Annotated in this window: 13 protein-coding genes; 6 read left to right on the top strand and 7 right to left on the bottom strand. The window is 60.2% G+C overall.

The genetic code is table 11. The features are described 5' to 3' along the window. Nucleotides 1–96: 96 nt before the first annotated feature. The 3 genes from ACI77D_RS12645 to ACI77D_RS12635 are packed head-to-tail and all read right to left on the bottom strand — an operon-like array spanning nt 97 to nt 2,541. Nucleotides 97–909, bottom strand: a complete 813-nt coding sequence (locus ACI77D_RS12645) for a sulfite exporter TauE/SafE family protein (RefSeq protein WP_064453030.1) — start codon at nt 907–909, stop codon at nt 97–99. Beyond that, nucleotides 910–2,154, bottom strand: a complete 1,245-nt coding sequence (locus ACI77D_RS12640) for an FAD-dependent oxidoreductase (RefSeq protein ID WP_407016684.1) — start codon at nt 2,152–2,154, stop codon at nt 910–912. A 51-nt stretch (nt 2,155–2,205) separates the two neighbouring features. Beyond that, a complete protein-coding gene (locus ACI77D_RS12635) occupies nt 2,206–2,541 on the bottom strand; it encodes a metalloregulator ArsR/SmtB family transcription factor (RefSeq protein ID WP_053256978.1) in 336 nt (111 codons plus the stop codon). 109 nt (nt 2,542–2,650) lie between these two features. On the opposite strand from ACI77D_RS12635, the gene ACI77D_RS12630 reads away from it, so the two are divergent. Continuing rightward, on the top strand, nt 2,651–3,514 hold the full coding sequence (locus ACI77D_RS12630) for an MBL fold metallo-hydrolase (protein WP_064453032.1): 864 nt from the start codon (nt 2,651–2,653) through the stop codon (nt 3,512–3,514). Nucleotides 3,515–3,518: 4 nt separating this feature from the next. On the opposite strand, the gene ACI77D_RS12625 is transcribed toward ACI77D_RS12630, so the two are convergent. The 4 genes from ACI77D_RS12625 to ACI77D_RS12610 form a co-directional block, all read right to left on the bottom strand. Beyond that, complete coding sequence (locus tag ACI77D_RS12625; RefSeq protein WP_407016682.1) at nt 3,519–4,733, bottom strand: HD-GYP domain-containing protein; 1,215 nt, start codon at nt 4,731–4,733, stop codon at nt 3,519–3,521. A gap of 25 nt (nt 4,734–4,758) precedes the next feature. Continuing rightward, entirely contained in the window at nt 4,759–6,384 is a 1,626-nt protein-coding gene (locus tag ACI77D_RS12620) for a methyl-accepting chemotaxis protein (protein ID WP_221295157.1), read from the bottom strand. A 182-nt stretch (nt 6,385–6,566) separates the two neighbouring features. Then, complete coding sequence (locus ACI77D_RS12615) at nt 6,567–6,794, bottom strand: hypothetical protein (RefSeq protein WP_221295158.1); 228 nt, start codon at nt 6,792–6,794, stop codon at nt 6,567–6,569. Nucleotides 6,795–6,926: 132 nt separating this feature from the next. Further along, nucleotides 6,927–7,409, bottom strand: a complete 483-nt coding sequence (locus tag ACI77D_RS12610) for an Lrp/AsnC family transcriptional regulator (RefSeq protein ID WP_083357856.1) — start codon at nt 7,407–7,409, stop codon at nt 6,927–6,929. Nucleotides 7,410–7,603: 194 nt separating this feature from the next. Here ACI77D_RS12610 and ACI77D_RS12605 point away from each other — a divergent pair, with 194 nt between their 5' ends. From ACI77D_RS12605 to ACI77D_RS12585, 5 genes are all read left to right on the top strand, one after another. Next, nucleotides 7,604–8,839: a 3-methyl-2-oxobutanoate dehydrogenase (2-methylpropanoyl-transferring) subunit alpha gene (locus tag ACI77D_RS12605; protein WP_221295159.1), complete on the top strand. Its 1,236-nt coding sequence runs from the start codon at nt 7,604–7,606 to the stop codon at nt 8,837–8,839. A gap of 1 nt (nt 8,840) precedes the next feature. Continuing rightward, nucleotides 8,841–9,899, top strand: a complete 1,059-nt coding sequence (locus ACI77D_RS12600) for an alpha-ketoacid dehydrogenase subunit beta (RefSeq protein ID WP_221295160.1) — start codon at nt 8,841–8,843, stop codon at nt 9,897–9,899. Further along, nucleotides 9,900–11,159 carry a dihydrolipoamide acetyltransferase family protein gene (locus ACI77D_RS12595; protein ID WP_407016679.1) on the top strand — a complete coding sequence of 420 codons (1,260 nt, stop codon included), beginning with the start codon at nt 9,900–9,902 and terminating at the stop codon, nt 11,157–11,159. 3 nt (nt 11,160–11,162) lie between these two features. After that, nucleotides 11,163–12,542, top strand: coding sequence for a dihydrolipoyl dehydrogenase (gene lpdA / locus ACI77D_RS12590; protein WP_407016678.1), 1,380 nt, complete (start codon nt 11,163–11,165; stop codon nt 12,540–12,542). Between the two features lie 225 nt (nt 12,543–12,767). Further along, on the top strand, nt 12,768–13,787 hold the full coding sequence (locus ACI77D_RS12585; protein WP_064453040.1) for a branched-chain amino acid aminotransferase: 1,020 nt from the start codon (nt 12,768–12,770) through the stop codon (nt 13,785–13,787). Nucleotide 13,788 lies beyond the last annotated feature (1 nt).

Genomic DNA, 13,788 nt, shown 5'->3' with positions numbered 1-13,788 from the left:
TCAACACTGTGAGAGATGGCTTGCCTGCGATCGCGGTGGGTCAGCCACACCGCTATCGCAGGCAAGCCAGTTCCCACAGTTGGACTGTATTCCAGGTCAGGGTGAGAGTGTTGCCTTGATGAGCATTCCGACAGCCACCAGCACACACAGGCTCGCGAAGCCTACCTGCAAGGTTCGTGCGCTGATCAACGAACACAAACGCCGCCCCGCCAGCATGCCGACAATGCTGGCGCTGATGAACATCCAGCCCACGGGCCCGATAGTCACACCGGCGTGCATCGCACCCGCCACGCCGATCAGCGAAATCAGGCTGATCACCATCAACGACGTAGCCACAATGCCGCGCATCTGCACATCGGTCAGTTGCTTGAACGCCGGCACGATCAGAAACCCGCCGCCCACGCCGAGCAAGCCCGACACCGCGCCGGTCACTGCGCCCAGCGCTGCCAGGGTGGCCGTGCATTTGGCGGTCCAGGCCAGGCGCCCGGTTTGCTGGTTGAGCATGCAGTTTTTTTGGCCCCAGGACGCGGCACCATGGTCGCTGGGCCCGGCCTCGACCTTTTCACGTTGCAACATGCGCCAGGCCACCAGCACCATCAACGCGCTGAACAAGCCCATCAGCAGGTGCTCCGACAACTGGTGTGCGACAAACACACCCAGCGGTGAAAACAGCGCCCCGAGCAAGGCAATCAACAACGCGGCACGGTAGCGCACCAGGCCGTGACGCAACCCATGAACCGCCCCGACCGCCGCCGCCGCACCTACGGCGAGCAACGACACCGGTGCCGCCTGGGTCATGGTCAAGCCCAGCCCCAGTACCAACGCCGGCACCGCGAGGATACCGCCGCCCGCGCCGGTCAGGCCCATGACCAGGCCCATCAATAACCCCAACACACTCGCCAGCAGCATTTAATCCACCTTGCTCAGGCGGGTCAGCCATTCGCGGCCCTTGAGCATGCCGTTCCAATAGAACCACGGCAGCAGCGTGGCCTTGAGAAACCACATCGAGCGGCGCGCCCGGGTCGGGTCCAATGGAAAGGTCGGCAGCAGTTTGCCGCCGTAGCCAAACTCGGCCAGTACCACCTTGCCCTTCTCCACCGTCAGCGGGCACGAACCATAGCCGTCGTACTTGAGCGGCAGCGGCGCCTGCTTGCGCAGGGCCAGCAGGTTTTCCGCGACGACCACGATCTGTTTGCGCACGGCGGCGGCAGTCTTGGCGTTGGTGGTGCCGCATACATCGCCGAGGCCGAAGATGTGCGGGTAGCGCAAGTGCTGCAAGCTGTGGGGGTGCACTTCGCACCAGCCGGCGGCATCGGCCAGGAGGCTTTCGCGGATGAAGTCCGGGGAGACTTGCGGCGGAACCACGTGCAGCAGGTCAAAGGTTTTCTCTTCAACCGTGACAGTGCCCTCGGCGTTCTTTACTTCGAACCAGGCCTTGCGTGCCGGGCCATCAACCCTGATCAGGTTTGAGTTGAACGCCAGGTGCGCGTTGTATTTCTCGATGTATTTCATCAGCGGCGGCACAAAGGTCGCCACCCCGAACAGGGCCGCTCCCGCCAGGTTGAATTCCACGTTAATGTTCTTCAGGTGGCCTTGCTTGAGCCAGTGATCGCAGGACAGGTACATGGCCTTTTGCGGCGCGCCCGCGCATTTGATCGGCATGGCCGGCTGGGTAAAGATCGCCTTGCCGCCCTTGAGTTGCTGCACCAATTGCCAGGTGTAGGCAGCGTGCTGGTAACTGTAGTTGGAGGTGACGCCGTTCTGGCCGAGGGTGTCTTGCAGGCCTTCGACTTTCTCCCAGGCCAGGCGCAGGCCGGGACAGACGATGAGGTTGTTCCAGGTGACGCGCTGGCCACTGTCGAGCAGCAGGGTGTGTTCGTCGGGCAGCAACTCGGTGACGGTGGCCTGCACCCAGGTGACGCCGTTGGGTAGCACGTCGGCCAGTGGGCGCCGGGTCTTTTTCAGGTCGTAGGCACCGCCGCCGACAAGGGTCCAGGCCGGCTGGTAGCAGTGGAATTCGCTCGGTTCGATCAGGGTGATGTTCAGGTGCGGGTCGCGCTTGAGCAAGCTGGCCAGCAGGCCGATACCTGCCGAGCCGCCGCCGATGACTACGATGTCGCCACTGATGGTTGGTCCACAGTGTTGCTCGGTCATGGTCTTTTGCCTTTTATAGTCAATGCACACAAGGGTCGCTGCCGGATGGCGTCACGCCCAGCTTTTCATGACCGCGCCGCAGTACAGCCCGGACAAGGTTTTCATCACTTGAATCACTTCGTGGCTGGCCAGCCCGTAGAAAATGTATTTGCCTTCCCGACGGGTGGCGACCAACCCTTCGTCACGCAAGATGCCCAACTGTTGAGACAGCGTGGGCTGGCGCACGCCGGTCATGGTTTCCAGCTCGCCGACGTTGCGCTCGCCCTGGGTCAACTGGCACAAGATCAACAAGCGGTCCTCATTGGCCAGCGCCTTGAGCAAGGAGCAAGCCTTGGACGCCGACGCGCGCAACTGGGCGACTTCGCCCTCACTCAGAGTAGATTCCATTTGCCTCGGGTCCTTTACGTCACTTAAGCTCAAAACATTATGTGTAATCGTAAACTGATTGTAACCACATTTTTCTTCTTCATTTTTTTCCTCAACAGGGACAGCCGCCATGCCAGCGTTGATTCAAGCCTTTCTGGACGAGGCATCGTCGACCTTCACCTATGTCCTCTATGAAAACGACGGCGGCCCGTGCGCCATCGTCGACTCGGTGCTCAACTACGACCCGGCTTCCGGGCGCACGGATACGGCCCAAGCCGACAAAGTCATCGCCTTTGTGCGCGAGCATCGCTTGCAGGTGCAATGGCTGCTGGAAACCCACGCCCATGCCGACCACCTGTCCGCCGCGCCCTACCTGCGGCGTACGCTGGGTGGCAAGATCGCCATCGGCCAATCGATCAGCAAGGTGCAGGGCGTATTCAAGAATTTATTCAACCTGGAGCCGGAGTTTCGCGTCGATGGCTCGCAGTTCGACCACCTGTTTGCGCCGGATGAGATCTTTCATATCGGCAATTTAAAGGCCCAGGCACTGCATGTGCCCGGGCATACCCCGGCCGACATGGCGTATTTGATCGACGGCCGCTTGATCCTGGTGGGCGACACCCTGTTCATGCCCGACGTCGGCACCGCCCGCTGCGATTTCCCCGGCGGCGATGCGCGCCAATTGTATGCGTCGATGCGCAAGTTGCTGGCCTTCCCACTGGAGACCGAGCTGTACGTGTGCCACGACTATCCACCTGAGGGCCGTGCAGCCAAGTGCTTGACCACCGTGGCAGAACAACGCGCGGGGAATATCCATGTGCATGACGGGGTGGAGGAAGCGGCGTTTGTGGCGATGCGCACGACACGCGATGCCGGGTTGGGAATGCCGACGCTGCTACTGCCGGCGATCCAGGTGAATGTGCGGGCGGGGAATATGCCGCCAGCGGAGGCGAATGGCGTGGTCTATCTGAAGATTCCGCTGAATCAGCTGTGAGCGGCTAATCGAAATAGGACCCTTTAGGGTGCGGGAGTCCCGACCACAATTCGTCTACGTGCTTGAAGCCCCACTCCTCGGCATTCTCGCGCGCCACAATCTTGTCGGGTTGCTTGGCCAGATTGACCACCACTTGGCTAATCGGCAAACGGGAACGTGCGGAAAAGAACACCTTTACTGTCGGCATAAGCAATGACATCGATGTCTGTTCGATGACTACACCGATACGACCGCTTTCCAGGCGTACCAGGGTACCGACGGGGTAGATGCCCATGCACCGGACAAACGCCTGAAAAACTCTCTCGTCAAAGTGACCTTTCCATTCGGCCATTTTCTGAATGGCTTCGGCCGGCCCCCAGCCCTGCTTGTAAGGGCGTTCAGACGTAATGGCGTCGTAAACATCACACACCGCGCCCATTTGCGCGAACAGGCTGATCTGGTTTTGGACCAGCCCGTGTGGGTAGCCACTGCCATCGCATTTTTCATGATGATGCCAGCACACATCCAGCACCAGTGCGCTGATGTGCGGGCAGTGGCGCAGCATGTCCAAGCCCTGCACCGGGTGCAAGCGTACCGAGGCAAACTCAAGCGCGGTCAGCGCACCGGGTTTACTCAGGATCGACTCGGTAACAGCCATCTTGCCAACATCGTGGAACAACCCTGCCAAACCGGCTTCCTGGATAAAGTCGGGTGACAAACCCAGCTGGCGAGCCAGCGCAATCATCAACCCGCACACGGCCACCGAGTGCATGTAGGTGTATTCATTGGCCGTCTTCAGGCGAGCCAGGCTGATCAAGGCATGAGGGTGTCGCAGCAGCGACTGGGAGATGTCGTCCACCAGTTGGGTCACCTGCGTGGGTTCAACCGCCCTGCCCATGCGTAACTCCCCAAACATCGTGATCACCGCGCGCTTGGCCACCGCACACAACTTTACCGCCCGGGCCACCTCCACCTTCATCTCATGGCGGGTCAACACCTCTCGGGGCTTGGCCACAACCGGCGCCAGCTTCAACACGGCCGGGGCGGCTGGGGCTACGTCGCAGCCTTTTAGTGTGTCGATCCATACGCCTTGAACCGACGAGTCCTGCAGGCGCTGTAAATCGTCGGTGTGCCTCAGGAGAAAATGGCTTTTCCAAAAGCCATGCTCCATCCAGGCACCATCGATTTTATGGATGTACATGCCCACGATCACCTGCGATGCAGGAATGCATTTCAACATAGGCTATATCTCACTGCGTGCAGGCTCAGGTTATTGAGAACTTAGCCACAATTTGCTTGAGGTCCATCGCCAGCTTCGACAGCTCGTGGCTGGCAATCGACGTTTGCCCGGCGGCCGACGAACTCTGGATCGACAGGTCGCGGATACTGATCAGGTTCTGATCCACCGAACGGGCCACATGGGCCTGCTCCTCGGAAGCAGTCGCGATCAGCAGGTTTCTGTCATTGATATCGGCAATGGCCTCGGTAATCTGAAGGATGGCCTGGCCGGCTTCATGAGCAATTTTCAATGAGTCCACCGCTTCGCTGCGGTTCATGCTCATGGAGGCTACGGCATCGCTGGAACAGGTCTGGATCTTCGCGATCATCTGCTCGATTTCCTGCGTCGAGGTCTGAGTGCGGTGGGCCAATGCCCGCACTTCGTCGGCCACTACCGCAAAGCCGCGCCCCTGCTCACCGGCCCGCGCTGCTTCAATGGCGGCGTTCAGTGCCAGCAGGTTGGTCTGTTCGGCAATCGAGCGGATCACTTCCACCACCCGGGCAATGTCCTGGGACTGCTTGGCCAGGCCTTCGACTTCCACGCCGGTCTGCTGCACCGTGGCGCTGAGTTTTTCAATCGCGGCAATGGTCTGGGTGACGCGCTCCTGGCCGATTTTCGCCGAGCGCTGGGAGTCCTGGGTCGATTGGGAGGCCGAGACCGCGTTGCGGGCCACTTCCTCCACCGCAGCCGTCATCTGATTGACCGCCGTGGCCGCCTGGTCGGTTTCCTGGCTCTGGCGCTCAATGCCCGCGCTGGACTCACGGGTAATCGAACTCATCTCTTCGGCAGCCGAAGCCAATTGCCCGGAGGCTTCGGAGATGTTCTGCAAGGTGGTTTTGAGGTTCATCTGCATGGCTGCCGTGGATTGCTGAAGCGCCGTCAGCTCATCCTTGCCATCAACGGTAATGGCCACGCGTAGATCGCCTTCAGCGATCTTGGTGGTCGACACAAGCAGTTCACGTACCGGTTTAATGATACTGCGGGTAAACAGACCGGCGACTACCACGGTCAACAGCACTGAAACGATCATCAACCCCCAAGTAAACAGACGCGTCGCGCTGTGCTCGCTGGCGGCAACCTGCACCGCCTGCTGCGAACCGCGCTCGTTCAACTGGATCAGTTCGTTGATCGAACCCTGCACCTTCATGGCGATGGGACTCAGGACGTCACGCATGTAGATCGCGAGCTGTTCAGTGGCCGCCGTGGAAGCGAGTACGAGAAAACCGTCAACCTGCTGGTTGTAACTTCCAACACCACTGAGGACCTCATCATATTTAGCCTGCTCCTCGGGACTCGACACCATGGGCGCATAACTCTCGGCGACCTTGGTCAGGTCCGCCCGCAGGCTTTGGATTTTATCCTGTGAGCCTTGAGTTTGCCGGGCAGCGTCCATCGCAAAACTGCGCAACTCCAGGCGCAGCTTATACAGGGCCGAGTCGACTTTCCCGGACAGAAGAATACTCGGCAGCCAGTTGGTTTCAATTTCAACGGTCGAGGCATAGATGGTATCGACTTTGACCAGCGTCATGCCCCCTTGGATTAACAGCAGCAGGCACACCACTCCAAAACAGAGCGCCGTACGAACGTTCAACTTCAAGGATCTCATGGACATATCTATTCACCTCTTACTTAGACCACTTAGTTAGATAGTCTATGGCTATCATCGCGCATAGCCGTCTGTGAATACTATGTAACCACTTACAGGAATGTTTAGTATCAGGGTTAAGAGAGTGCGCACCTTAATGTTACTTAGCTAACAAACAACGTCACTCAACCCCAAGACTTTCTGCTGGGTCAGTCGGCTTCGGCTTTTTCGTTAAGCAGCGAATACATCGCATTACAGGACCGGTCACAGTTTCGCCCGACCGTTTCCAAGTGGCGTTTCAAAGAGCCACTTATTTGTGGCGACAGATTACTTATATTTTCGATGAGCGCGGCCATGTCCTCGAGCGCGGCGGCAATAGACAGCTGAGTTAGATTAAAGTCGTAGAGCGCGCGGCATATTAATTGCTGCTTATCCATGACCTGTCCCGCCATTTAAAAATAGAGCTTAGCAGGTACCTGAGCCTAGTAAGGTAAAAGCCCAGGTTATATTGACAGGGATCACTTTATAACGCGGAGGCAGCGACGCACTGCGCCGCCGTCTCACACGCCTCAGACCATCAAGCCACCGGGCGGCAGGGGTAGCGCCGTCTTGTAACGCACCTGTTTGAGGGCAAAACTGGAACGGATATTGGCGACGCCCGGTACCTTGGTCAGAAAGTCCATCATGAAGCGTTCCAACGACTGGATTGTCGGCACCAGCACGCGGATCAGGTAATCGGGGTCGCCGGCCATCAGGTAGCACTCCATCACTTCCGGGCGGTCCGAGATTGCGCCTTCAAACTGCTGCAAGGCCAGTTCATTCTGCTTTTCCAGGCTGACGTGGATGAACACGTTGACGTGCAGCCCGAGCAAATCCGCGTCGAGCAGCGTGACCTGGTCGCGTATCAGGCCCAATTCCTCCATCGCCTTGACCCGGTTGAAACACGGTGTGGGTGACAGGTTGACCGAGCGAGCCAGGTCGGCGTTGGTGATGCGGGCGTTCTCCTGCAAGGCGTTGAGAATGCCGATATCGGTACGGTCCAGTTTGCGCATGAGACAAAATCACCTGTTTTTTATGGTTATGCAGTTTTTTTATCCGCAAATGATCGCGAGCGCAACGAAACACAGATAAATATTCTTCTACGCCACGCCTATGATGTTTGTAGGACAAGATTTCTCCTACCCGGAGACTGACTGTCAGCTAGCGCGCCCACTACAAGAATTCACAAGATCGAGCGTAGAAAGCCATGAATCAGCCATATGCACCATTGCGCCTGCACGTTCCCGAACCCTCGGGCCGCCCAGGCTGCAAGACCGACTTTACCTACCTGCGTCTGACCGACGCCGGCCTGGTGCGCAAACCCGCCATCGATGTAGAACCCGCCGACACCGCCGACCTGGCAAAAGGCCTGATTCGCGTGCTCGACGACCAGGGCCAGGCCCTTGGCCCGTGGGGCGAAGGCGTACCGGTCGAGATCCTGCGCAAGGGCATGCGCGCCATGCTCAAGACGCGGATTTTCGACAACCGCATGGTGGTCGCCCAGCGTCAGAAAAAAATGTCGTTCTACATGCAAAGCCTTGGCGAAGAAGCCATCGGCAGCGCCCAGGCCCTGGCCTTGAACATCGACGACATGTGCTTCCCCACCTATCGTCAGCAAAGCATCCTGATGGCCCGGGAAGTGCCGCTGGTAGACCTGATCTGCCAACTGTTGTCCAACGAGCGCGACCCGCTCAAGGGCCGTCAGTTGCCGATCATGTATTCGGTCAAAGACGCCGGTTTCTTCACGATTTCCGGCAACCTTGCCACCCAATTCGTACAAGGCGTGGGCTGGGGCATGGCCTCGGCGATCAAGGGTGATACCAAGATCGCCTCGGCCTGGATTGGCGACGGCGCCACCGCCGAATCCGACTTTCACACCGCACTCACCTTCGCCCACGTCTACCGTGCGCCGGTGATTCTCAACGTGGTCAACAACCAGTGGGCCATCTCCACGTTCCAGGCCATCGCCGGCGGTGAAGCCACCACGTTCGCCGGACGCGGCGTCGGCTGCGGTATCGCCTCCCTGCGTGTGGACGGCAACGACTTTATCGCGGTGTACGCCGCCTCAGCCTGGGCTGCCGAGCGCGCGCGCCGCAACCTCGGGCCAACCCTGATCGAGTGGGTCACCTACCGCGCCGGTCCACACTCCACCTCCGATGACCCTTCCAAATATCGCCCCGCCGATGATTGGAGCCACTTCCCGCTGGGCGACCCGATTGTCCGTCTCAAGCAGCACCTGATCAAGATTGGCCAGTGGTCCGAAGAGGAACACGCGGCGGTCAGTGCCGAACTTGAAGCCGAAGTCATCGCGGCACAAAAAGAAGCCGAACAGTACGGCACCCTGGCCGGTGGCCAGATTCCAAGCGCCGCGACCATGTTCGAAGACGTCTATAAAGAGATGCCGGAGCACTTGAAGCGCCAGCGTCAAGAGTTGGGGATCTGACATGAACGATCACAACAACAGCATTGAACTGGAAACCGCCATGACCACCACCACCATGACCATGATCCAGGCCCTGCGCTCGGCCATGGATGTGATGCTTGAGCGTGACGACAATGTGGTGGTGTTCGGCCAGGACGTTGGATACTTCGGCGGAGTGTTCCGTTGCACCGAAGGGTTGCAGAACAAGTACGGCAGCTCGCGGGTTTTCGACGCGCCGATCTCGGAAAGCGGCATCGTCGGCGTGGCCGTGGGCATGGGTGCCTACGGCCTGCGCCCGGTCGCGGAAATCCAGTTCGCCGACTATGTGTACCCTGCCACTGACCAGATCATCTCGGAAGCGGCGCGCCTGCGTTATCGCTCGGCCGGCCAGTTCACTGCGCCGCTGACCATGCGCATGCCCTGCGGCGGCGGCATTTACGGCGGCCAGACCCACAGCCAGAGTATCGAAGCAGTATTCACTCAAGTCTGCGGCCTGCGCACGGTAATGCCGTCCAACCCGTATGACGCCAAAGGCCTGCTGATCGCCTCCATCGAAAACGATGACCCGGTGATCTTCCTCGAGCCCAAGCGCCTGTACAACGGCCCGTTCGATGGCCACCACGATCGCCCGGTCACGTCGTGGTCGAAACACCCGCAAGCACAAGTGCCGGACGGTTACTACACCGTGCCGCTAGACGTCGCCGCTATCGTGCGCCCCGGCTCGGCCGTCACCGTGCTGACCTACGGCACCACGGTGTATGTGTCGCAAGTGGCCGCCGAAGAAACCGGCATCGACGCCGAAGTCATCGACCTGCGCAGCCTGTGGCCGCTCGACCTGGAAACCATCGTCAAGTCGGTGAAGAAGACCGGTCGTTGCGTGGTGGTGCATGAAGCCACCCGCACCTGCGGCTTTGGTGCCGAGCTGGTAGCGCTGGTGCAAGAGCATTGCTTCCACCACCTGGAAGCGCCGATCGAACGCGTCACTGGTTGGGACACGCCCTACCCGCACGCGCAAGAGTGGGCGTATTTCCCAGGGCCGTCCCGAGTGGGCGCGGCGTTGAAACGGGTTATGGAGGTCTGAATGGGCACGCACGTTATCAAGATGCCGGACATTGGCGAAGGCATCGCAGAAGTTGAACTGTCGGTATGGCACGTGAAGGTTGGCGACCTGGTGGTTGAAGACCAGGTGCTCGCGGATGTGATGACCGACAAGGCGATGGTGGATATTCCCTCGCCGGTGCACGGCAAAGTGATTTCCCTCGGCGGCGCGCCGGGTGAAGTCATGGCCGTGGGCAGTATTTTGATCAGCATCGAAGTGGAAGGCGCGGGCAATGCAAAAGAGGCGCCGGCAGTGGCTGAACCGGTAAAAGCGGTGCCGGCGCCGGTGGTGGAAGCCAAGCCTGCGCCAGCCGCCAGCAAACCCGCGCCGGTCGTGGCGACTCAAGCACCTGTGGCCCGTGAAGCCGACGAACGCCCACTGGCCTCCCCTGCCGTGCGCAAGCATGCACTGGATGCCGGGATTCAGCTGCGTCTGGTCCAGGGTACTGGCCCGGCGGGCCGGATTCTGCACGAAGACCTGGAGGCTTACTTGCTTCAGGGTCCGGCAAAATCGTCTGCGGCGGGCAACCCTTACGCCGAACGCAACAGCGAAGAACAGATCCCGGTGATTGGCATGCGCCGCAAGATCGCCCAGCGTATGCAGGACGCCACCCGCCGCGCCGCGCATTTCAGCTACGTGGAAGAAATCGACGTCACCGCCCTCGACGAGCTGCGCGTGCACCTCAATGAGAAACATGGCGCTACACGCGGCAAGCTGACCCTGCTGCCATTCATCGTGCGCGCCATGGTCGTGGCGCTGCGCGATTTCCCACAGATCAACGCGCGTTACGACGACGAAAACCAGGTCATCACCCGCCTTGGCGCGGTGCATGTAGGCGTCGCCACCCAGAGCGACGTGGGCTTGATGGTGCCGGTGGTGCGCCACGCCGAAGCACGCAGCCTGTGGGGCAATGCCGAGGAAATCGCACGTTTGGCCACCGCTGCACGCAATGGCAAGGCCAGCCGTGATGAGCTGTCCGGCTCCACCATTACCTTGACCAGCCTCGGCGCGCTGGGCGGCATCGTCAGCACACCCGTGCTGAACCTGCCGGAAGTGGCGATTGTCGGCGTCAACCGCATTGTCGAGCGGCCAATGGTCATCAAAGGCCAGATCGTGGTGCGCAAGATGATGAACCTCTCCAGTTCCTTCGATCACCGCGTGGTCGACGGCATGGACGCGGCGCAATTCATCCAGGCCATTCGCGGCCTGCTCGAACAACCCGCCAGCCTGTTTTTGGAGTAAGGCATGTCTCAGACATTGAACACGACGCTGCTGATTATCGGCGGCGGCCCTGGTGGTTATGTGGCCGCGATTCGGGCGGGTCAACTGGGTATCCCGACCATTTTGGTAGAAGGCCAGGCGCTGGGCGGCACGTGCCTGAATATCGGCTGCATTCCGTCCAAGGCGTTGATCCATGTGGCCGAGCAGTTCCAGCAAACCGTGCACCATAGCCAGGGCTCACAGTTGGGCATCGAAGTGGATGTGCCGACCCTGGACATCCGCAAAAGCGTGGAATGGAAAGATAGCATCGTCGACCGATTGACCACCGGCGTTGCCGCGCTGCTGAAGAAGCACAAAGTGCAGGTGATCCACGGCTGGGCCAAAGTAGTGGACGGCAAAACCGTCGACGTCGGCGACCAGCGCATCCAATGCGAACACCTGCTGCTGGCCACCGGTTCGAAAAGCGTCAACTTGCCGATGCTGCCAATTGGCGGGCCGATCATCTCCTCAACCGAAGCGCTGGCGCCCACCCGCGTCCCCAAGCGACTGGTTGTGGTGGGTGGCGGCTATATTGGCCTGGAGCTGGGCATTGCCTACCGCAAGCTCGGTGCCGAGGTCAGTGTGGTCGAGGCGCAGGAACGTATCCTGCCCGCTTACGACGGCGAGCTGACACTGCCCGTGGCAGAATCCCTCAAGCAGTTGGGCGTCAAGCTGTACCTCAAGCACAGCGTGACCGGTTTTGAGAACAACAGCCTGCAAGTGCGTGACCCGAATGGCGACACCCTGTCGCTGGAGACGGATCAGGTGCTGGTGGCCGTGGGTCGCAAACCCAACACCCAGGGCTGGAACCTCGAAGCGCTGAACCTGGAGATGAACGGTTCGGCGATCAAGATCGACAGCCGTTGCCAGACCAGCATGCGCAACGTGTATGCCATCGGCGACGTAAGCGGCGAGCCGATGTTGGCGCACCGGGCTATGGCCCAGGGTGAAATGGTTGCCGAACTGATCAGCGGTAAATCCCGCGAATTCAACCCGGCGGCCATCCCGGCGGTGTGCTTTACCGACCCGGAACTGGTGGTGGTCGGCAAGACCCCGGACGAAGCCAAGGCGGCGGGCCTTGACTGTATCGTGTCGAGCTTCCCGTTTGCGGCCAATGGCCGGGCAATGACGCTGGAGTCTAAAACCGGCTTCGTGCGTGTAGTCGCGCGGCGTGACAACCACCTGATTGTCGGCTGGCAGGCCGTAGGCGTGGGTGTGTCGGAACTGTCCACGGCCTTCGGCCTGAGCCTGGAAATGGGCGCGCGCCTGGAAGACGTAGCGGGCACCATCCACGCCCACCCGACCCTCGGCGAAGCTGTGCAGGAAGCTGCTTTAAGGGCCTTGGGTCACGCGCTGCACCTTTAAAACCGCGGTGAGGCCATCGCGGGCAAGCCCGACTCCCACAGAGGAATACATTCCAAAGGTGGGAGCTGGCTTGCCTGCGATAGCGGTGGATCAGCCAACACACCTGCTGAATGGCCCGCCCACCCGCTCCCACACCGGCCAAGAATGAAGTATTGTTGCGCCCATCCAGAAAAAAACCGACAAGCCTGTCTTCGACCAGGCGGTTGACCAGAGATAGAGGGTGTCATGGGTAACGAAAGCATCAATTGGGACAAGCTGGGTTTTGACTACATCAAGACCGACAAGCGGTTTCTCCAGGTCTGGAAAAACGGCGAATGGCAAGCCGGCACCCTGACCGACGACAACGTGCTGCACATCAGCGAGGGCTCCACTGCCCTGCACTATGGCCAGCAGTGCTTTGAAGGCCTCAAGGCCTACCGCTGCAAGGACGGTTCGATCAACCTGTTCCGTCCTGACCAGAACGCCGCGCGCATGCAGCGCAGCTGTGCTCGCCTGCTGATGCCGCACGTGCCGACCGACGCGTTCATCGACGCTTGCAAGCAAGTGGTCAAGGCCAACGAGCGGTTCATCCCGCCGTACGGCAGCGGCGGCGCGCTGTACCTGCGCCCGTTCGTCATCGGCACCGGTGACAATATCGGCGTGCGTACCGCGCCGGAGTTCATCTTCTCGGTCTTCGCAATCCCGGTCGGCGCCTACTTCAAGGGCGGCCTGGTGCCACACAACTTCCAGATTTCCACCTTCGACCGCGCCGCGCCACAGGGCACCGGTGCCGCCAAGGTGGGTGGCAACTACGCTGCCAGCCTGATGCCGGGTGCCGAAGCGAAGAAATCCGGTTTCGCCGATGCAATCTACCTGGACCCGATGACCCATTCGAAAATCGAAGAAGTCGGTTCGGCCAACTTCTTCGGGATCACCCACGACAACCAGTTCATCACGCCGAAGTCGCCTTCGGTGCTGCCAGGCATCACCCGCCTGTCGCTGATCGAACTGGCCCAGTCGCGCCTGGGCCTGACAGTGGTCGAGGGTGAAGTCTTCATCGACAAACTGGACCAGTTCAAGGAAGCCGGTGCCTGCGGCACTGCTGCGGTGATCTCGCCGATCGGCGGTATCCAGTACAACGGCAAACTGCACGTATTCCACAGCGAAACCGAAGTGGGCCCGATCACCCAGAAGCTCTACAAAGAGCTGACCGGTGTGCAGACCGGCGACGTTGAAGCGCCGGAAGGCTGGATCGTCAAGGTCTAAC

The sequence above is a fragment of the Pseudomonas sp. O39 genome, assembly GCF_045447295.1.
In the GTDB taxonomy this organism is placed as follows: Bacteria; Pseudomonadota; Gammaproteobacteria; order Pseudomonadales; family Pseudomonadaceae; genus Aquipseudomonas; species Aquipseudomonas antarctica_A.
The sequence above is the reverse complement of the archived record's forward strand: the minus strand, read 5'-3'. Positions and strand labels throughout refer to the sequence as shown.